The sequence below is a fragment of the Variovorax sp. 38R genome, assembly GCF_014843395.1.
Lineage (GTDB): Bacteria > Pseudomonadota > Gammaproteobacteria > Burkholderiales > Burkholderiaceae_C > Variovorax > Variovorax paradoxus_H.
Genome location: NZ_CP062121.1, coordinates 4,339,904 through 4,358,321, shown reverse-complemented (window position 1 = coordinate 4,358,321; position 18,418 = coordinate 4,339,904). Strand labels below are relative to the sequence as shown.

The 18,418-nt window shown below is 66.5% G+C and carries 19 protein-coding genes and 1 tRNA gene; 14 read left to right on the top strand and 6 right to left on the bottom strand.

The window, feature by feature from the left end; all coding sequences use genetic code 11:
* Positions 1–10 precede the first annotated feature (10 nt).
* The 4 genes from IG196_RS20080 to IG196_RS20065 all read right to left on the bottom strand — a co-directional run bounded on the left by IG196_RS20080 (position 11) and on the right by IG196_RS20065 (position 4,595).
* A complete protein-coding gene (locus IG196_RS20080) occupies positions 11–820 on the bottom strand; it encodes an ABC transporter ATP-binding protein (protein ID WP_192192693.1) in 810 nt (269 codons plus the stop codon).
* Entirely contained in the window at positions 817–1,743 is a 927-nt protein-coding gene (gene ntrB / locus IG196_RS20075; protein ID WP_099791051.1) for a nitrate ABC transporter permease, read from the bottom strand. The genes IG196_RS20080 and ntrB overlap by 4 nt, the downstream gene beginning before the upstream one ends.
* A 20-nt stretch (positions 1,744–1,763) precedes the next feature.
* Positions 1,764–3,011, bottom strand: coding sequence for a CmpA/NrtA family ABC transporter substrate-binding protein (locus IG196_RS20070; protein ID WP_101489689.1), 1,248 nt, complete (start codon positions 3,009–3,011; stop codon positions 1,764–1,766).
* 318 nt (positions 3,012–3,329) lie between these two features.
* Entirely contained in the window at positions 3,330–4,595 is a 1,266-nt protein-coding gene (locus IG196_RS20065) for a nitrate regulatory protein (RefSeq protein WP_192192691.1), read from the bottom strand.
* Between the two features lie 100 nt (positions 4,596–4,695).
* Between IG196_RS20065 and tsaD the strand changes: the two genes are divergently transcribed.
* Positions 4,696–5,757 (top strand): tRNA (adenosine(37)-N6)-threonylcarbamoyltransferase complex transferase subunit TsaD, encoded by a 1,062-nt coding sequence (gene tsaD, locus IG196_RS20060; protein WP_192192689.1) that lies wholly within the window; start codon positions 4,696–4,698, stop codon positions 5,755–5,757.
* On the opposite strand, the gene IG196_RS20055 is transcribed toward tsaD, so the two are convergent.
* Positions 5,693–6,460 (bottom strand): alpha/beta hydrolase-fold protein, encoded by a 768-nt coding sequence (locus tag IG196_RS20055; RefSeq protein WP_192192687.1) that lies wholly within the window; start codon positions 6,458–6,460, stop codon positions 5,693–5,695. The genes tsaD and IG196_RS20055 overlap by 65 nt on opposite strands.
* A 191-nt stretch (positions 6,461–6,651) precedes the next feature.
* The gene (locus IG196_RS20050; RefSeq protein WP_101489693.1) at positions 6,652–7,023 is read right to left on the bottom strand and encodes an Hsp20/alpha crystallin family protein; all 372 of its coding nucleotides are present in this window, start codon (positions 7,021–7,023) and stop codon (positions 6,652–6,654) included.
* Positions 7,024–7,150: 127 nt separating this feature from the next.
* Between IG196_RS20050 and IG196_RS20045 the strand changes: the two genes are divergently transcribed.
* The 13 genes from IG196_RS20045 to IG196_RS19985 all read left to right on the top strand — a co-directional run bounded on the left by IG196_RS20045 (position 7,151) and on the right by IG196_RS19985 (position 18,415).
* A complete protein-coding gene (locus IG196_RS20045) occupies positions 7,151–8,434 on the top strand; it encodes a branched-chain amino acid ABC transporter substrate-binding protein (RefSeq protein WP_192192685.1) in 1,284 nt (427 codons plus the stop codon).
* Positions 8,431–9,633, top strand: a complete 1,203-nt coding sequence (locus IG196_RS20040; RefSeq protein ID WP_225616739.1) for a pyridoxal phosphate-dependent aminotransferase — start codon at positions 8,431–8,433, stop codon at positions 9,631–9,633. Before IG196_RS20045 ends, IG196_RS20040 begins: the two co-directional genes overlap by 4 nt.
* Positions 9,634–9,643: 10 nt before the next feature.
* A complete protein-coding gene (locus IG196_RS20035; protein WP_192192684.1) occupies positions 9,644–10,444 on the top strand; it encodes an AraC family transcriptional regulator in 801 nt (266 codons plus the stop codon).
* Between the two features lie 98 nt (positions 10,445–10,542).
* A complete protein-coding gene (locus IG196_RS20030) occupies positions 10,543–11,553 on the top strand; it encodes a DMT family transporter (RefSeq protein WP_192192682.1) in 1,011 nt (336 codons plus the stop codon).
* Positions 11,550–11,816: a 30S ribosomal protein S15 gene (gene rpsO / locus IG196_RS20025; protein ID WP_056579564.1), complete on the top strand. Its 267-nt coding sequence runs from the start codon at positions 11,550–11,552 to the stop codon at positions 11,814–11,816. The genes IG196_RS20030 and rpsO overlap by 4 nt, the downstream gene beginning before the upstream one ends.
* 204 nt (positions 11,817–12,020) lie before the next feature.
* The gene (gene pnp, locus IG196_RS20020) at positions 12,021–14,348 is read left to right on the top strand and encodes a polyribonucleotide nucleotidyltransferase (protein ID WP_192192680.1); all 2,328 of its coding nucleotides are present in this window, start codon (positions 12,021–12,023) and stop codon (positions 14,346–14,348) included.
* A gap of 90 nt (positions 14,349–14,438) precedes the next feature.
* Positions 14,439–15,437 (top strand): NAD(P)H-quinone oxidoreductase, encoded by a 999-nt coding sequence (locus tag IG196_RS20015; protein WP_192192678.1) that lies wholly within the window; start codon positions 14,439–14,441, stop codon positions 15,435–15,437.
* A 13-nt stretch (positions 15,438–15,450) separates the two neighbouring features.
* Positions 15,451–16,215 carry a triose-phosphate isomerase gene (gene tpiA / locus IG196_RS20010; protein WP_192192676.1) on the top strand — a complete coding sequence of 255 codons (765 nt, stop codon included), beginning with the start codon at positions 15,451–15,453 and terminating at the stop codon, positions 16,213–16,215.
* Positions 16,216–16,253: 38 nt separating this feature from the next.
* A complete protein-coding gene (secG, locus tag IG196_RS20005) occupies positions 16,254–16,664 on the top strand; it encodes a preprotein translocase subunit SecG (RefSeq protein ID WP_153283057.1) in 411 nt (136 codons plus the stop codon).
* A gap of 119 nt (positions 16,665–16,783) precedes the next feature.
* Positions 16,784–16,868, top strand: a tRNA-Leu gene (locus IG196_RS20000).
* Positions 16,869–16,935: 67 nt separating this feature from the next.
* Positions 16,936–17,295, top strand: a complete 360-nt coding sequence (locus IG196_RS19995) for an NADH-quinone oxidoreductase subunit A (protein WP_099791025.1) — start codon at positions 16,936–16,938, stop codon at positions 17,293–17,295.
* A gap of 15 nt (positions 17,296–17,310) precedes the next feature.
* Entirely contained in the window at positions 17,311–17,790 is a 480-nt protein-coding gene (locus IG196_RS19990) for a NuoB/complex I 20 kDa subunit family protein (RefSeq protein ID WP_007837763.1), read from the top strand.
* A gap of 13 nt (positions 17,791–17,803) precedes the next feature.
* Entirely contained in the window at positions 17,804–18,415 is a 612-nt protein-coding gene (locus tag IG196_RS19985) for an NADH-quinone oxidoreductase subunit C (protein WP_192192674.1), read from the top strand.
* Positions 18,416–18,418 lie beyond the last annotated feature (3 nt).

Here is an 18,418-nt window from a genome sequence, read left to right as displayed (position 1 = left end):
GCCTGCTGGATCAGGCCGCGGCCTTCTCCACATGCGCCTGGCGCGTGTAGAGAAAATCGATCACCGCCTTGCGTGCGTGCACATAGGCCGGGTCTTCGGCCAGCGCCACGCGGTTGCGCGGGCGCGCGATGTCTACCGCCAGCACCTCGCCGATGGTGGCGGCCGGGCCGTTGGTGAGCATCACGATGCGGTCGCTGAGCAGCACCGCCTCGTCGACGTCGTGCGTGACCATCACGACCGTGCTGCGCGTCTTCTGCACGATGGCAAGCAGCTCGTCCTGCAGCTTGGCGCGCGTGAGAGCGTCGAGTGCGCCGAAGGGCTCGTCCATCAGCAGCACCTTGGGCTCCATCGACAGCGCACGGGCGATGCCCACGCGCTGCTTCATGCCGCCCGAGATTTCGCCGGGCCGCTTCTGCGCGGCGGGCGTGAGGCCCACCAGCGCGAGTGCCGCGTCGGTGCGTTCGCGCAGCTGCGCCTTGCTTTCGGTGGCCGCGAACACGCGCTCGACCGCGAGGTACACGTTCTCGAAGCAGGTGAGCCAGGGCAGCAGCGAGTGGTTCTGGAACACCACGGCGCGCTCGGGGCCCGGGCCCTTGATCTCCTTGTTGGCGCACAGCAGCACGCCCTGCGTCGGCGTGGTCAGCCCGGCGATGAGGTTCAGCAGCGTCGACTTGCCGCAGCCCGAGTGCCCGATGAGCGTGACGAACTCGCCCTTGGCCACGTTCAGGTTCACGTCGCGCAGTGCGACGAAGCGGCCCTTGGGTGTCTTGAACGCCTGCTCGACGTCATGAATCTCGATGTACTTGTTGTCGTCGTTCATGACTTCACCTCTTCGAACGTGAATGCGGTGGCGAGCTTGATGAGCGCGAACTCCAGCACCAGACCGACGATGCCGATCACGAAGATCGCGATGATGATGTTGGCGACGTTGAGGTTGTTCCACTCGTCCCACACCCAGAAGCCGATGCCGACGCCGCCCGTGAGCATTTCGGCCGCGACGATCACCAGCCACGCGGTGCCGACTGCGAGGCGCACGCCGGTCAGCATGTAGGGCAGCACGGCGGGAAAGAGGATCTTGGTGAGGATCTTCCATTCGCTGAGGTTGAGCACCTTGGCCACGTTCATGTAGTCGCTGGGCACGCGTTGCACGCCCACGGCGGTGTTGATGACCATCGGCCAGATCGAGCAGATGAAGATGGTCCAGATGGCGGCCGGGTTGGCGCCCTTGAACACCAGCAGGCCGATCGGCAGCCAGGCCAGCGGCGACACCGGGCGCAGCAGGCTGATGAGCGGATTGAACATGCGCGAGAGGAACTCGAAGCGCCCGATGGCAAAGCCGGCCGGAATGCCGACCGCCGCCGCGAGCCCGAAGCCCAGCGCCACGCGCTGCAGCGACGACAGCACGTTCCAGCCCACGCCCTGGTCGTTCGGCCCCTTGCTGTAGAACGGATCGCTGAACACGGTGAGCGCCTGCTGCCAGGTGGCGAGCGGCGTGGGGAAGCCGGTGGTGCTCTTCATGGCGACGATTTCCCAGACCAGCACGAGCAGGCCGAAACCCAGGAACGGCGGGAGCACACGCATCCAGAAGGCGCGCAGGTCGAGAGGCGTGCGTGGCTTCTTCTCTTTCTCCGCGCGGGGGAGTGGGGCAGCCTTGGCGTGGGCCGCACCCTCACCCCGGCCCTCTCCCGCATGCGGGAGAGGGAGGGATGCGTTCAGGGGCGAGTGAAAGACAGCGCTGACCATGGTGTGTTTCTCCTCGTGCATCAAACGTGCAACTTGAACGAGTCCGCGTACTTCTTCGGGTCCTTGCCGTCCCAGACGGTGCCGTCGAAGAGCTTGCTGCTGCGCATCGTGTCCTTGGGGACGGGCGTCTGCGTGGCGGCGGCGGCCTGCTTGTAGATGTCGATGCGGTTGATCTCGGTGGCCACCTTCAGGTAGTCGGGGTGCTCTTTCAAGAGGCCCCAGCGCTTGTGCTGCGTGAGGAACCACATGCCGTCCGACAGGTACGGGAAGTTCACGGCGCCGCCGTTGTAGAACTTCATGTGGTTGGGGTCGTCCCAGCTCTTGCCCAGGCCGTTGACGTAGCGGCCCAGGATGCGCTGGTTGATGGCGTCCACGCTGGTGTTGACGTAGCTCTTGTCAGCGATGGTTTCGGCCATCTTGTTCTTGTTCTGCAGGCCGGTGTCGATCCACTTGCTGGCCTCGAGGATCGCGGCCGTGACGGCGCGCGCGGTGTTCGGGTACTTCTTCGTGAACTCCGCGGTGCAGCCCAGCACCTTCTCGGGGTGGTCCTTCCAGATGTCCTGCGTGGTGATGGCCGTGATGCCGATGCCGTCCATGATGGCGCGCTGGCCCCAGGGCTCGCCCACGCAGTAGCCGTCCATGTTGCCCACGCGCATGTTGGCGACCATCTGCGGGGGCGGCACGGTGATGTTCTTCACGTCCTTGAACGGATCGATGCCGGCCGAGGCGAGCCAGTAGTAGAGCCACATGGCGTGCGTGCCGGTGGGGAAGGTCTGGGCGAAGGTGTACTCGCGCTTCTCGGTGGCGATGAGCTTGGCGAGCGAGGCGGCATCGACCGCGCCCTTGTCGGCCAGCTTCTTCGACAGCGTGATGGCCTGGCCGTTGTTGTTGAGGGTCATGAGCACGGCCATGTCCTTCTTGGGGCCGCTCAGGCCCAGGTGCATGCCGTAGACCAGGCCGTAGAGCACATGCGCCATGTCGAGGTCGCCGTTGGAGAGCTTGTCGCGCACGCCGGCCCAGCTGGCTTCCTTGCTGGGGACGATCTTCACGCCGTACTTCTTGTCGATGCCCAGCACCGAAGCCATTACCACGCTGGCGCAGTCGGTCAGCGGGATGAAGCCGATCTTCACTTCTTCCTTCTCCGGCTTGTCCGAGCCCTGGGCCCAGACGGCGGCGCGCAGCGCGGGGTCGATGCCCACGGCGCCGAGGGCGGCGGCCTGCAGCACGCGGCGCCGGCTCAGTTTGGTTTTCAGCAGCAGATCGGACATGGGCGGGGCTCCAGAAGTGAAAGACAAAAACGAAAAGGCGTCCGCACCGCGCAGGGGCTGCTCGTGAACGAGCCCTTGCGGGATGGGGACGCCTTTGTCCGGTTCGGTGGGCCGCACCCGCCGTTGGGTGCAACCTGCCTCAAGACCTTGCGGTCTGTGACAAGCTCCATGCAAGCGGTGTGCCAGCCCGAAACTGCCGGTGGAAGCTATGGAAAAGATAGCTGGCAGGGCGCGCCGGTGCAGGGGAAAGTTCCTGCGGGCTGGCAAACCCGGGCGACGCACAACTGTTGTGCGCTGCACCAATCCAAGCGGCCCGGCTCAGCGCCGCGGTGCGGGCTCGAGCGGCAGGTAGTCGGCCATGGCCAGCATCGACTCGGCCACGTCGACGAGGCGGCGCTTCTGGTTCATGGCGGTCTGGCGCAGCATCTTGTGCGCCTCGGCTTCGCTCAGGCGGCGGTGCGCCATCAGCAGGCCCTTGGCGCGCTCGACGATCTTGCGTTCGTTGAGCGAGGCACGCACGGTGTCGAGTTCGTCGCTCATGGCCTGCAGGCGCTGCGACTGCTCCTGGACCATGTCGAGCACCGAGCGCTCGAGGTGGCGCCCGAGCTGCGCCGGCGTGGCGTCCTGCGCCTGCTGGGCATCGTCGAAGAACAGCGCACCGCCGGCCTGCGGGGCCAGCGTGCCGAGCAGCTGCCGGTAGGCGGCCAGCTCGCTGCGGGCCTGGGCGGTCTTGTGGTCGCACAGCGCGCGCAGGTCGGCGGAGAGGCGGTTCTCGACCGTCTGCATGGCGTCGATGCGCCGCGTGCAGCAGTCGAACCAGGCCTGGCTCAGCAGCGCATCGGCCGGCACCGAGGTGGCGCCCTTGCGGCGCAGGCGTTCGAGTTCGGCCAGCACGGCGTCGGACTGGCTGTCGTGCCAGAGCGTGCGCACCGCGTCGCCCGAGAAATCGATGAACACCTGGAAGCAGCGCTCCTGCGACTCGATGAGGTGCCGCCATTGCTGGCGCTGCGCCTCGTCGCCGCGGCCCAGCGCGAGCGCGGCGGCGCCGAAGGCACGCTCCTGGCCCGCGAACTCTTTGCCCTGCATGAAATTGAACATCGCCACCAGCAGGCGCGAGATCTCGGGGTCGGTGGCGCCGTCGGCCGCTTCGAACACCACGGCCAGCAGGCCGGCGACCAGCTTGGCGAAGGCGGCCACGGCCTGTGCCGGCTGGAGGTCGAGCGCGTCGATGCGCTGGCGCAGCGCGGGCAGGGCGTCCAGGCCCGGCAGCACCCAGGCGATGCGGCTGAACAGGCGCGCGCCGTGGCCGGCGCCCACCACGCGGTGGTGCTCGGCTTCGAGCCGGTCGAAGCCGGCGCGCACCTGCTGCTCGAGCGCGAGGCATTCGGCGATCTGCGGACCGCGCTGGTCGGCGAAGCGCCCGCCGTGCGAGGCGAGGAACACGTTCGACATGCCGCGCTCGCGCTGCAGCGCATGCACGAGCCGCCCGATCGCGCCGACCAGTTCGCTGGTGCGCGCGAGCTGGTCCAGCGCGTCGATCTCGCATCGGCGCGCGGCGATCAGGAAGTTCAGGCCGGAGGTCATTCGTGGGGAAGTGGGGAGGGCGCACCTCACTCGTGCAACTTCCGTGCCTCGCTTGCCCCTTCGCGGGCGCCGCCGACGGGCGACCCCTACACTCGGCGCCATGCTCTTGTTGGGAATCGAATCATCCTGCGACGAGACCGGCGTGGCGCTGGTCGAGTCGCACGGCGACGCACTGCCGCTGCTGCGTTCGCACGCGCTGCACAGCCAGATCGCCATGCACCAGGCCTACGGTGGCGTGGTGCCCGAGCTGGCCAGCCGCGACCACATCCGCCGCGTGCTGCCGCTCACCGAAGCCGTCATGGCCGAGGCCGGGCGCTCGCTCGCCGAGATCGACGTGGTGGCCTACACGCGCGGCCCGGGCCTGGCCGGTGCGCTGCTCGTGGGCGCGGGCGTGGCCTGTGCGCTCGGCGTGGCGCTGGGCAAGCCGGTGCTGGGCGTGCATCACCTCGAAGGGCATCTGCTGTCGCCGTTCCTGAGCGCCGACCCGCCCGAATTTCCGTTCGTGGCGCTGCTGGTGTCGGGCGGCCACACGCAGCTGATGCGGGTCGACGGCGTGGGCCGCTACGAACTGCTCGGCGAAACCATCGACGACGCGGCCGGCGAGGCCTTCGACAAGAGCGCCAAGCTCATGGGCCTGCCGTACCCCGGCGGCCCCTGGCTCGCGAAGCTGGCCGAAGAGGGCGATGCCGCGGCCTTCAAGCTGCCGCGCCCGCTGCTGCACAGCGGCGATCTCGACTTTTCATTTGCCGGCCTGAAGACGGCCGTGCTCACGCAGGCCAAGAAGCTCGGCGACCAGCTCGACGTGCGCAAGGCCGACCTGGCGGCTTCCACGCAAGCGGCGATCGTCGAGGTGCTGCTGAAGAAGTCGCTCGCGGCGCTCGACCAGACCGGCCTGAAACGGCTGGTGGTGGCGGGGGGCGTGGGGGCCAACAAGAACCTGCGCGAGCAGCTGAACGCGGCGTGTGCGAAGCGCAAGGTGCGCGTGCACTACCCCGAGCTGCACCTGTGCACCGACAACGGCGCCATGATCGCCATGGCGGCCGCCATGCGGCTGCAGTCGGGCTTGTCGCAGGCTTCGGAGCGCTATGCCTTCGACGTCAAGCCGCGATGGCCGATGGCATCGCTGATGACGCCCGAGACGCCACAGCCGGAAACCGCATAGCCGGCGCGCGTGCGCCGCGCACCAGCGCGGGCAGCGAGGGCAGCGGCAGCACGTCGAGCACATTGCGCCAGAGCTGGCGCCACTCGGGCCAGTCGTGGCCGCCTTCGGTGGTGAACACGCGCCCCGGGGGCAGGGCGTCGGCCAGCAGCTTGTGGTTGCTGGCAAAACGGTCGGCCAGGCCGAAACCCAGGTAGAGCGGCGGCAGGTCCTTGGAAGGCTTCGCTGCCAGGTACTGCTGGAAGAAGGGCCAGAGCTTGCGGTCAGGTTCCTCGTCGGGCTGAGGCCCGGTGGGCGCCTGCCAGGTGCGCAGGCCGCCGGCCTTCTTGATTTCCGCGCCGAGCACGCGGCGCCCGAGGTAGGGCGCCAGCGCCACGATGCCGTCCACCGAGCCCGGCCGCGCCAGTTCGTGGATCAGCGCACCGAAACCGCCGATGGAAATGCCGACCAGCCAGATCGAGGTGTAGCCCTTGGCCCGCTGGGGCTCGATGACGTCGGCGTGCAGCCGCTCGCTGAGGGTCTGGTCGTAGTAGTAGGAGACGTCCGCATCGACCAGCAGCGAGTCGGCTGCCAGGTGCCGCTCGCGCACGGCGCTGATGAAGCCCTCGCGCTCGAACTCTTCAGGTTTGAGATACGCCCCTGGCAGGAAGATCAGGAGCGTGTCCGACTGTTCGTTGTCATTGGCTGACTGCAGGTGCGTTTTCATGGTGCCTTGAGGCACACCCGCTGTCCGCACCGTCCCGGGAACTCGATGCGTTTACGAGATGCCCACGAAGAAGAAAGTACTAATAAATCGTCACATCATGTGACGTTATACGGCACTATTGTGAATACGACGCTTGTTTAAAGTCAAAACAAGCTGTCACTAACATTTTCTTCGTGGGGGCATCGCTCGGACTAGTTGATCTGCAAGTTCGAAACCTGGCTTGCCGGCACCAGCTTGCCGAGCTTCAGGGTCAGCACGCCGTTCTCCAGCTTGGCGTCGCTGGTGGCCAGGTCGATGGCTTGCGGCAGCTCGTAAGCGAGCTTGATCTGGCGCTTGGCTTCGGCCTTGCTTTCGATGCGAACCACGGCCCCTTCGATGGCCACCGACAGGTCTTCACGCGACAGGCCGGGCACGTCGAGCGACAGCGTCCAGCTCTTGTCGTCCTGCTCGACCAGGGGCGAGCGGCGGGCGCCGGCAAAGGCGTCGTTCACGAAGCGCTCGAAAGCACGGTCGTGGGCACGGGGAGCGAAATGCGCGGTGCGGTGGGTGGGGGCGAAAAACATGGCTGAAACTCCTGGATGAATGAACACAACGGGGACATGGAATGTGTGTCCCTTACACTGCGCGGCCTTTCCATCGTGAGTGCCGCTTGACACCTCATCTAGGCGCATCGGCACGCGTTTCAAGACAATGAAAACCCCCTTTATTTGGCGCCGCCAGGCCTTGAAATTCGCAGCGGCGGCGCTATGCGCGACCCCGTTCGCCGGCTTCGCGCAGGCCCCGCCACCCGCCCCCATCCGGCTGGCGCTCATCGAGAGCATGAGCGGCCCGTTTGCCAACACCGGCGAGGCCGTGTTTCGCAACCTGCTGTGGGCGGTGGAGCGCGTGAATGCACGCGGCGGTGTGAAGCTGCCGGGCGGCGCGCGGCCGCTGCAGCTCGACCGCTACGACAGCAAGGGCCAGAACGAAGAGGCGCTCTCCGCGCTGCGCGCGGCCATGGACGATGGCACCCGCATCGTGCTGCAGGGCAACTCGTCGGTGACGGCGGCGGCACTGATCGATGCCATCGACAAGAACAACGAGCGCGACCCGTCGCGGCGCGCGATCTTCCTGAACTACTCGGCGGTCGATCCGGTGCTGACCAACGAGCGTTGCAGCTTCTGGCACTTCCGCTTCGACGCCCATGCCGACATGCGCGTGGCCGCGCTGATGGATGTGGTCAAGGACGATGCGGCGCTCAAGCGCGTCTACCTGATCGGCCAGGACTACAGCTTCGGCCAGGCCGTACTGCGCGAATCGCGCCGCCAGCTCGGCGCGCAGCGCCCCGACGTGGAGATCGTCGGCGACGAGCTGCACCCGATGGGCAAGGTGAAGGACTTCGCGCCCTACGCCACCAAGATCCTCGCCAGCGGCGCGCAGGCCGTGGTCACCGGCAACTGGGGCAACGACCTCACGCTGCTCGTGAAGGCTGCGCGCGAAGCCGGTTTCAACGGCACCTTCTACACCTTCTACGGCAACGCACTGGGCGCGCCCGCCGCCATCGGCGACGCGGGCATCGGCCGCGTGGTCGCCGTGGCCGACTGGCTGCCGAACGTGCAGACGCCGCAGTCCGAAGCCTTCTACCGCGCGTTCCGCACGCGCTTTCCGCGGCCGGCCGACGACTACGTGCACATGCGCATGCAGTTGCTGGTCGAGTCGCTCGCGCAGGCGCTGGAACGCGCGGGCAACACCGAGGCCGTGCCGCTGGCGCGTGCGCTGGAGCAGGCCGACGTGAGCCTGTACGGCCAGCGCGGCCGCATGCGCGCGGCGGACCATCAGTTCCAGCAGCAGCTCGTGGTGGGCGTGATGGACAAGCAGGGCAAGCCCGGCGTGCAGTTCGACGTCGAGGGCTCGGGCTACGGCTTCCGCGTGATCAAGACGATCGCGCCCGAGCGCGCCGAGCAGCCCACCTCCTGCAAGATGAAGCGCCCTTGAGGCAGACGACCCCGACAGCACAGGAATCCCCAGACATGCGTGAAGCCATCCACCACCTCGAAGCCTCGAAGATCCGCGAAGTCGCCAACGCCGGCATGGGCCGCGACGACGTGCTCGCCTTCTGGTTCGGCGAGAGCGACGAGGTCACTCCCGAGGTGATCCGCCAGGCGGCCATCGAGTCGCTGCAGCGCGGCGAAACCTTCTACGCGCACAACCTCGGCCTGCCCGAACTGCGCGAAGCCATTGCGCGCTACACCAGCCGCCTGCATCCGGCGGTCGATGCCTCGCGCATCGCCGTCACCTCGGGCGGCGTGAGCGCACTGATGCTCGCGGTGCAGGCGCTGGTCGACGCAGGCGATGACGTGGTCGCCGTCACGCCTGTGTGGCCCAACCTCACGGCGCAGCCGGCGATCATGGGCGCGCAGGTGCGCACGGTGTCGCTGGTGCCGGTGAACGGACAGTGGACGCTCGACCTGCCCGCATTGCGCGCCGCGGTCACGCCGAAGACGAAGCTGCTGATCGTCAACGCGCCGAACAACCCCACGGGCTGGACGATGACGCGCGACGAGCAGCAGGCCGTGCTCGACCATTGCCGTGAGACCGGCACCTGGATCCTGGCCGACGAGGTGTACGAGCGCCTGTACTTCGAGCCCACGCCGAATGGCTGTGCGCCGAGCTTCCTCGACATCTCGACGCCCGACGACCGCCTGATCGTGACGCACAGCTTTTCGAAGAGCTTTCTCATGACCGGCTGGCGCCTCGGCTGGCTGGTGCTGCCGCCAGCGATGGTCGACGGCATCGGCAAGCTGATCGAGTTCAACACCTCGTGCGCGAGCGTGTTCACGCAGCGCGCCGCCATCGCCGCGCTGGAACACACGGCGGACATCACGCCGCGCGTGGTTGCGCACCTGAAGCAGTGCCGCGACACGCTGGTGCCGCTGCTGGCGGCCATGCCGGGCGTACAGGTGGCGCCGGCCAAGGGTGGCATGTATGCCTTCTTCCGGCTCGAAGGTTTCGGCGATTCGCTCGAACTCGCCAAGCGCCTCGTCGCCGAAGCCGGCCTGGGGCTCGCGCCGGGCAACGCCTTTGCGCCCGAGGCGCAGGGCTGGCTGCGCTGGTGCTTCGCGTCGAAAGACCCGCGGCGGCTGGTGCAGGGCGTCGAGCGGCTGCGCGGCTGGCTGGCCAAGCAGGCGCACTGAGGCTCTCCGCATGGCATCGAGGCCCGCGCCCGTCGATGCCGTGCGCATCCGCGGGTCGGCGCTGCCAGGCCTGCAGGCGATCGCGGCCGAATCGAACCGCAGCTTTCCGCGCCACATGCACGACGTGTTCGGCATCGGCGTGATGGACCGCGGCGGGCAGCGCTCGGCCAGCGGGCGTGGCGCGGTTGAAGCGGTACGCGGCGACGTCATCACGGTGAATCCGGGCGAGGTGCACGACGGTGTTGCGATGCGCGGCGAAGCGCGGGCCTGGCGGATGCTGCATCTGGCGCCTGCGCTGCTGTCGGACGGTGTGTCGCCGGGGTTCGAGCTGACACGGCCGGTGTTGAGTGATCCGGCGCTGCGGCGGGGCTTTGATCGACTGTTCACGGCCGTTGTCGAAGGCGACGACGTGCTGGCGCTGGAGCAGGGCGTGCTGCGGCTGCTGCGCGATGCGCCTGGCGCGCGGGCTCCTGAATCACCACAGCGTGTGGCGCCGGCAGCGATGGAGCGCGCGCGTGCACGCATCGCCGACGATTGCATCCACGCGCCCACGCTCGCCGAACTCGCGCACGAAGCAGGCCTGAGCCGCTACCAGCTGTTGCGCGGCTTCGCGGTCGCCTTCGGCTTGCCGCCGCATGCCTGGCTGCAGCAGTGCCGGCTGTCGCGCGCTCGCCGGCTGATCGCGCAGGGCAGGGCGCTGGCCGATGCCGCCGCCGACGCGGGCTTCGCTGACCAGAGCCACATGACGCGGGCCTTCGTGCGCTTCCTGGGCTTCACGCCCGGGGCGTATGCGGCGGCGCGCTGCGGCTGACTTCTTTCCTCCCTGCAATTTCGTTCAAGACCGCCGGAGCCCCGGCGGGAGACGCTCGCGCCTTTGTGGTTGCCAACGCAATCGGAAGGCGAAGAAGCATGTCGGAACGAAGCAAGGGAATGTGGCTGTGCGCACTCGCGATGGTCACGGTCGGCAGCACGGTGGTCGCGAGCAAGCTCATTGCGAGCGGCCTGCCGCCGTTCACGGCGACCGCGCTGCGCTTCGGGCTGGCGCTGCCCGTGTTCGCGGCGCTCATGTGGTGCATGCGCGCCCGCTGGCCGCGGCCCGATCGCCACGACGCCGTGCTGCTGCTGTGCCAGGCGGCGGCGGGCAGCGTCGGCTACACGGTGTTGCTGATCCTGGGCGTGCGCTGGGCGCCGGCCGCCGATGCGGGCGTGGTGACCGGCACGCTGCCGGCCATGGCCGCGCTGGTGGCGGTGCTGGCGCTGCGCGAGCGGCCGGGGCGTTATCTGATCGGCGGGATCGTGCTCGCGAGCCTGGGCGTGCTGGCGATCACGCTGCGCCCGGGTGGGGAGGGCGGCGAGCGCACGTCGACCGCGTTGCTCGGCAATCTGCTGGTGCTGGGCGCGGTGGCGCTGGAGTCGCTCTTCATCCTGCTCAACAAGCGGCTGCGCGTGCCGCTGGCGCCGCTCGTGCAATCGACTGCGATGGTCGCGCTGGGGCTGCTGCTGTCCGTGGTTCCGGCGCTGCTGGAGCGCGCCTGGCTTCAGCCGGTGCCGGCCGAGGCGTTGGCTGGCGTCGCCTACTGCGCGCTGGTGCCGACGGTGGCCGGCTTCCTGCTCTGGTACGCGGGCGCCGCCCGGCTGCGGGGCGCCGAGGCGGCATTGTTCACGGCGCTGATGCCGGTGTCGGCGCTGGTCCTGGCCGCGTGGTGGCTGGGGGAGGCGGTGGGCTGGGCCCAGATCGCCGGCGCCGCCTGCGTGCTGGGCGCCGTGGGGCTGGTTTCGCTCGACGGAAGGCGGCGGGAAGGAGCGGTCAAGCCGGCCGATGTATACTCCCAAAGCTTTGCATGCCGCAAGGCGCACGGTGAGGGCAGTTCCAGTGCTCACCGCAAGTCAAACATCCCGGAACAAGGAAATTCAACATGATCGCAGCCTCCATCAAGGCCGAAGTTGTCAAAGACAACGCCCGTGCAGCCAACGACACCGGCAGCCCTGAAGTGCAAGTCGCACTGCTGACCGCCCGTATCAACGAGCTGACCCCCCACTTCAAGACGCACGCCAAGGACCACCACGGTCGTCGCGGCCTGCTGCGCATGGTCAGCCGCCGTCGCAAGCTCCTCGACTACCTCAAGTCCAAGGACGCCGAGCGTTACACCGCGCTGATCGCCAAGCTGGGTCTGCGCAAGTAATTCGAATCGCATGAAAAAACGCCTGGGTTAGTCCGCTAGCTCAGGCGTTTTTTACTTCGCGATCCACTTTCGGAGTGCCCAACAGAGCGAAGCTGTGTCATTCCAATGAAGTTCGCCCCGAGCTTCGCTGGAATGGCATCGTGTTCTGAGCAGCCTCCGACCCTTGCGAATCCTGTGTGATTCGCTATCAAAATAGGAGCAATAATGAGCCTCTTCAACAAAATCACCAAGTCCTTCCAATGGGGCGACAAGACCGTCGTCATGGAAACGGGTGAAGTCGCCCGCCAGGCCAATGGCGCTGTGCTTGTCGACATCGACGGCACCGTGATTCTGGCCACTGTGGTCGCCTCCAAGTCCGCCAAGCCGGGCCAGGATTTCTTCCCGCTGACCGTCGACTACATCGAGAAGACCTACGCTGCGGGCAAGATCCCCGGCAGCTTCTTCAAGCGCGAAGCCAAGCCCAGCGAACACGAAACGCTGACCAGCCGCCTGATCGACCGTCCGATCCGCCCGCTGTTCCCCGAAGGCTTTCTGAACGAAGTGCACGTGGTCATCCACACCGTGTCGCTGAACCCTGAAGTCGACGCCGACATCGCCGCCATGATCGGCGTGAGCGCCGCCCTGTCGATCTCCGGCATCCCGTTCAGCGGCCCGATCGGTGCCGCCCGCGTGGGCTACATCAACGGCCAGTACGTGCTGAATCCGGGTCAGACGGCTCGCAAGGATTCGCAGATGGACCTCGTCGTCGCCGGCACGCAAGCTGCTGTGCTGATGGTCGAGTCCGAAGCCCAGCAACTGAGCGAAGAAATCATGCTCGGCGGCGTGGTGTTCGGCCACGAACAAGCCAACATCGCGATCAACGCGATCCATGACCTCGTGCGCGACGCCGGCAAGCCGGTGTGGGACTGGCAAGCCCCTGCCGAAGACGAAGCCTTCGTCGCCAAGGTCAAGGGCCTGGCCGAAGAAAAGCTGCGCGCTGTCTATCAAATTCGCAGCAAGCAAGCCCGCACGCAAGCCCTGCGCGAAGCCAATGCCAGCGTGATGGCATCGCTGAAGGAAAGCGGCGAGCCTTTCGACGCCGGCAAGGTCAACGACCTGCTGTTCTCGATCGAATCGAAGATCGTTCGCAGCCAGATCCTGTCGGGTGAACCCCGCATCGACGGCCGCGACACGCGCACTGTGCGTCCCATCGAAATCCGCAACTCGGTGCTGCCCCGTACCCACGGCTCGGCCCTGTTCACGCGCGGTGAAACGCAGGCGCTGGTCATCACCACGCTCGGCACCGAACGCGACGCACAGCGCATCGACGCGCTGGCTGGCGAATACGAAGACCGCTTCCTGTTCCACTACAACATGCCTCCCTTTGCCACCGGCGAAGTGGGCCGCATGGGCTCGACCAAGCGCCGCGAAATCGGCCACGGCCGTCTGGCCAAGCGCGCGCTCGTCGCCGTGCTGCCGACCAAGGAAGAATTCCCGTACACGGTTCGCGTCGTGTCGGAAATCACCGAGTCGAACGGCTCCTCGTCGATGGCTTCGGTCTGCGGCGGCTGCCTCTCGATGATGGACGCCGGCGTGCCCATGAAGGCGCACGTGGCCGGTATCGCCATGGGCCTGATCAAGGAAGACAACCGCTTCGCGGTGCTGACCGACATCCTGGGCGACGAAGATCACCTGGGCGACATGGACTTCAAGGTGGCCGGCACCACCAACGGCATCACCGCGCTGCAGATGGACATCAAGATCCAGGGCATCACCAAGGAAATCATGCAGGTCGCACTGGCGCAAGCCAAGGAAGCGCGCATGCACATCCTGGGCAAGATGCAGGAAGCGATGGGCGAGGCCAAGGCCGAAGTCTCCAGCTTCGCTCCGCGCCTGACCACGCTGAAGATCAACCCCGAGAAGATCCGCGACGTGATCGGCAAGGGCGGCTCGGTCATCCGTGGCCTGCAGGAAGAAACCGGCACGACGATCAACATCGACGAAGACGGCACCATCACCATCGCCTCGACCGATCCGGAAAAGGCAGAGTTCGCCAAGCGCCGCATCGAGCAGATCACCGCTGAAGTCGAAATCGGCAAGGTCTACGAAGGCCCGGTCACCAAGATCCTGGACTTCGGTGCGCTCATCAACCTGCTGCCCGGCAAGGACGGCCTGCTGCACATCAGCCAGATCGCGCACGAACGCGTCGAGAAGGTGACCGACTATCTGAGCGAAGGCCAGATCGTGAAGGTCAAGGTTCTCGAGACCGACGAAAAGGGCCGCGTCAAGCTGTCCATGAAGGCCCTGACCGAGCGTCCGGCCGGCATGGAATACAGCGAGCGCCCGCCGCGTGAAGACCGCGGCGATCGCGGTGACCGTGGCGGCGACCGCCGTGAGCGTTCGGACCGCGGCGATCGCGGCGGCGACCGTGGTGGTGATCGTGGCGAGCGCGCACCGCGCTTCAACGACCAGCAGCAACAGCCCCGCAGCGAGCAGCAACAGCAGCCCGCCGGCGAGTCGCAGCAGCAAGCTCCGCGCGAACCGCAGGAGTAAGCAGTGAGGCGCGACGGCCTGGTGCCGTCGCCTCTCGTGGACAGCCAATGATGCCCGCCCCCGTGCGGGCATCCGAGTCTCGGAGACCCCATGAAAGCCATTGAGATCACTTCGTACGGCGCCCCCGAGGTGCTGCGCGTCGCTGTGCGTCCCGACCCGGTCGCCGGCGAGGGCGAGCTCCTGATCCGCGTGGCGGCCAGTGGCGTCAATCGCCCGGACGTGCTGCAGCGGATGGGGCATTACCCCGTGCCGCCGGGCGCTTCCGATCTGCCGGGCCTTGAAGTGGCCGGCGAGATCGTGTCGGGCGACGCCAAGGCGTTGGCCGATGCGGGCTTCAAGGTCGGCGACCGCGTGTGCGCGCTGGTGGCCGGTGGTGGCTACGCCGAACTGTGCGTGGCGCCTGTGGCGCAATGCCTGCTGGTGCCCAAGGGCTGGAGCGATATCGAGGCGGCCTCGCTGCCCGAAACCTTCTTCACCGTCTGGAGCAATGTGTTCGAGCGCGGCCGCCTGCAGAAGGGCGAGACCCTGCTGATCCAGGGCGGCTCGAGTGGCATCGGCGTCACGGCGATCCAGATCGCCAAGGCGCTGGGCGCGACCGTGATCGTCACGGCCGGCAGCGACGCCAAGTGCAAAGCCTGCCTGAAGCTCGGCGCCGACCACGCGATCAACTACCGCACGAGCGATTTCGTCGAAGTGGCGAAGCAGCTCACGGGCGGCAAGGGCGTGGATGTGGTGCTCGACATGGTGGCCGGCGACTACGTGGCGCGCGAGATCGAATGCCTGGCCGAAGACGGCCGGCTCGTGATCATTGCGGTGCAGGGCGGTGTGAAGAGCGAGATCAACGCGGGCCTCGTGCTGCGTCGGCGGCTCACGATCACCGGCTCGACGCTGCGTCCACGGCCGGTGGCGTTCAAGGGCGCCATTGCCAAGGCGCTGCGCGAGAAGGTCTGGCCGCTGCTCGAAAGCGGCGCGGTCAAGCCCGTGATCCACAGCACCTATGCGGCAGCAGGTGAGCCCAGCGGCGCGGCCCAGGCACACGCCCTGATGGAATCGAACCAGCACATCGGCAAGATCGTGCTGACTTGGTGAGACGAACAACGCGATGACAACCTTCAAGAAACTGATTGCCGGCAACTGGAAGATGAATGGCGGCCTGGCCGCCAATGAGGCGCTGGTGAAGGCCCTGCAGCAAGGGCTGGCTGCCAGCCCGGCGGCTTGCGGTGTCGCACTGTGCGCACCGGCGCCGTACTTCGCCCAGCTGCAATCGCTGCTGGCGGGTTCGACGTCGCTGGCTCTCGGCGCGCAGGACATTTCGGCGCATCCGCAAGGCGCGTTCACCGGCGAGCAGTCGGCAGCGATGCTGAAGGACTTCGGCGTGCGCTATGCCATCGTCGGCCATTCGGAGCGTCGCCAGTACCACGGCGAAACCGACGACGTGGTGGCGGCCAAGACGGCGGCGGCGCTGGCGAACGGCATCACGCCAATCGTCTGCGTGGGTGAGACGCTCGCACAGCGCGAAGCAGGGCAGACCGAAGAGGTCGTCAAGCGTCAGCTGGCCGCGGTGATTCATCTGAACGGCCACTGCATCAGCGAAATCGTGGTGGCTTACGAGCCGGTCTGGGCCATCGGCACAGGCAAGACGGCTTCGCCGGAGCAGGCGCAGGCGGTGCATGCCGTGCTGCGTGCGCAACTGCATCATGCGGCGAGCGAACACGCCGCGGGCATCAAGATTCTGTACGGCGGCAGCATGAACGCGGCGAATGCCGCCGAACTGCTGGCGCAGGCCGACATCGACGGCGGCCTCATCGGCGGCGCCTCGCTGAAGGCGCCCGACTTTCTGCAGATCATTTCTGCCGCTGCACGCTGATCGCGGCAACGGCAGCCATCACTTAGGAGTAAGAACGAATGAACGTGGTCCTCAATCTTCTGGTCGGCGTGCAAATGCTGTCGGCGCTGGCCATGATCGGCCTGATCCTGATCCAGCACGGCAAGGGCGCCGACATGGGCGCGGCCTTTGGCAGCGGCAGTGCAGGCAGCCTGTTCGGTGCCAGCGGCAGTGCCAACTTCCTCTCGCGCACCACGGCCGTGCTGGCCGCGGTGTTCTTTGCCTGCACGCTGTTGCTGGCTTACTTCAGCCATGCACGTCCTGCGGGCGGTGGCAGCCTGCTGGAGCGCGCAGCCGTGGGTACGCCTGCTGCACCGGCTGCTCCTGCGACTGGCGCCGCGGGCGAAATCCCTTCTGCGGCAGCACCTGCCAAGGCCGCTTCTGCGCCTGCAGCACCCGTTTCGGGCACTGGCCAGATTCCGGCCAAGTAATCAGGTTGTTTTCATGCAGCCGTCTGTGAGAAACGGCTTCATTTCAGGGTAAACTCTAAATCTGTTCAGAAAGCCAAATGCCTCAACGGCACCTCATGCCATCTGGACAGTTTAAAACCGCGGTCGTGGTGAAATTGGTAGACACGCTATCTTGAGGGGGTAGTGGCGAAAGCTGTGCGAGTTCGAGTCTCGCCGACCGCACCAAATCTCACCGGCAGAAGATCTCTATCCAGAGGCTCTTCTGTCGGTGGCAAGCGGTGAAAATTTCTCGATGAACCTCGATTCCTACCTTCCCGTCCTTTTGTTCATTCTGGTCGGGGTCGGCGTAGGCGTCGCCCCGCAAGTCATCGGATACATCCTCGGGCCCAATCGGCCCAATGCTGCGAAGAATGCACCCTACGAGTGTGGCTTCGAAGCCTTCGAGGATGCGCGCATGAAGTTCGACGTGCGCTATTACCTCGTCGCGATTCTCTTCATCCTCTTCGATCTCGAAATTGCCTTTCTCTTTCCGTGGGCCATTGCGCTCAAGGAAATCGGCGCTGTTGGCTTCTGGGCCATGATGATCTTTCTCGCCATCCTCGTCGTGGGCTTTGTCTACGAGTGGAAAAAAGGCGCGCTCGACTGGGAATGACAAGGAAGCAACACGATGGCCATTGAAGGCGTTCTCAAAGAAGGCTTCGTCACCACGACCTACGACTCGGTCGTGAACTGGGCGAAGACCGGATCTCTCTGGCCGATGACGTTCGGCCTCGCATGCTGTGCGGTCGAAATGATGCACGCGGGCGCTGCCCGCTACGACATCGACCGTTTCGGCATGTTGTTCCGCCCCAGCCCGCGCCAGTCCGATCTGATGATCGTGGCCGGCACGCTGTGCAACAAGATGGCGCCGGCGCTGCGCAAGGTCTACGACCAGATGCCCGAGCCGCGCTGGGTGCTCTCGATGGGCTCCTGCGCGAACGGCGGCGGTTACTACCACTACAGCTATTCCGTGGTGCGTGGCTGCGACCGCATCGTGCCGGTCGACGTCTACGTGCCGGGTTGCCCGCCCACCGCTGAAGCACTGCTGTACGGCGTGATCCAGTTGCAGCAGAAGATTCGCCGCACCAACACCATTGCCCGCGCCTGAGAGATTGCCGACGATGACTGACTTTGCAATTTCGCCGGAGGTGCTGCGCGCCACGATCGCCGAGACGCTCGGCGCCAAGGCCAAGAGCGTGACGCTCGCGCTCGAAGAAGTGACCGTCGTGGTCAGTGCCGCCGACTACATCGATGCAGCAACGCTGCTGCGCGATGCGCCCGGCTGCCGCTTCGAGCAGCTGATCGACCTCTGCGGCATGGACTATTCCGACTACCGCGAAGGCGAGTGGCAAGGCGAGCGCTATTGCGTCGTTTCGCACCTGCTCTCCGTGAGCCTCAACCAGCGGGTGCGCCTCAAGGTGTTCGCGCCGAATGAAGACCTGCCCGTGGTCGACTCGCTCCAGCCCGTCTGGAGCGCCGCCACCTGGTTCGAGCGCGAAGCCTTCGATCTGTACGGCATCGTGTTCGACGGCCACGACGACCTGCGCCGCATCCTGACCGACTACGGCTTCATCGGCCATCCGTTCCGCAAGGACTTCCCGGTGTCGGGTCACGTCGAAATGCGCTACGACGAAGAGCAGAAGCGCGTGGTTTACCAGCCGGTCTCGATCGAGCCGCGCGAAATCACGCCGCGCGTGATCCGCGAAGACAACTACGGCGGCGGTTTGCACTGACAG

Bases quoted from the DNA above. Each gene is read 5' to 3' on its own strand.
- IG196_RS20055 (WP_192192687.1), bottom strand. From the start codon at position 6,460: ATGAAAACGCACCTGCAGTCAGCCAATGACAACGAACAGTCGGACACG.
- pnp (WP_192192680.1), top strand. From the start codon at position 12,021: ATGAGCCTCTTCAACAAAATCACCAAGTCCTTCCAATGGGGCGACAAG.
- IG196_RS20045 (WP_192192685.1), top strand. From the start codon at position 7,151: ATGAAAACCCCCTTTATTTGGCGCCGCCAGGCCTTGAAATTCGCAGCG.
- tsaD (WP_192192689.1), top strand. From the start codon at position 4,696: ATGCTCTTGTTGGGAATCGAATCATCCTGCGACGAGACCGGCGTGGCG.
- IG196_RS20065 (WP_192192691.1), bottom strand. From the start codon at position 4,595: ATGACCTCCGGCCTGAACTTCCTGATCGCCGCGCGCCGATGCGAGATC.
- IG196_RS19995 (WP_099791025.1), top strand. From the start codon at position 16,936: ATGAACCTCGATTCCTACCTTCCCGTCCTTTTGTTCATTCTGGTCGGG.
- IG196_RS20035 (WP_192192684.1), top strand. From the start codon at position 9,644: ATGGCATCGAGGCCCGCGCCCGTCGATGCCGTGCGCATCCGCGGGTCG.
- IG196_RS20070 (WP_101489689.1), bottom strand. From the start codon at position 3,011: ATGTCCGATCTGCTGCTGAAAACCAAACTGAGCCGGCGCCGCGTGCTG.
- IG196_RS19985 (WP_192192674.1), top strand. From the start codon at position 17,804: ATGACTGACTTTGCAATTTCGCCGGAGGTGCTGCGCGCCACGATCGCC.
- IG196_RS19990 (WP_007837763.1), top strand. From the start codon at position 17,311: ATGGCCATTGAAGGCGTTCTCAAAGAAGGCTTCGTCACCACGACCTAC.
- tpiA (WP_192192676.1), top strand. From the start codon at position 15,451: ATGACAACCTTCAAGAAACTGATTGCCGGCAACTGGAAGATGAATGGC.
- IG196_RS20050 (WP_101489693.1), bottom strand. From the start codon at position 7,023: ATGTTTTTCGCCCCCACCCACCGCACCGCGCATTTCGCTCCCCGTGCC.
- IG196_RS20030 (WP_192192682.1), top strand. From the start codon at position 10,543: ATGTCGGAACGAAGCAAGGGAATGTGGCTGTGCGCACTCGCGATGGTC.
- rpsO (WP_056579564.1), top strand. From the start codon at position 11,550: ATGATCGCAGCCTCCATCAAGGCCGAAGTTGTCAAAGACAACGCCCGT.
- IG196_RS20015 (WP_192192678.1), top strand. From the start codon at position 14,439: ATGAAAGCCATTGAGATCACTTCGTACGGCGCCCCCGAGGTGCTGCGC.
- ntrB (WP_099791051.1), bottom strand. From the start codon at position 1,743: ATGGTCAGCGCTGTCTTTCACTCGCCCCTGAACGCATCCCTCCCTCTC.
- IG196_RS20080 (WP_192192693.1), bottom strand. From the start codon at position 820: ATGAACGACGACAACAAGTACATCGAGATTCATGACGTCGAGCAGGCG.
- secG (WP_153283057.1), top strand. From the start codon at position 16,254: ATGAACGTGGTCCTCAATCTTCTGGTCGGCGTGCAAATGCTGTCGGCG.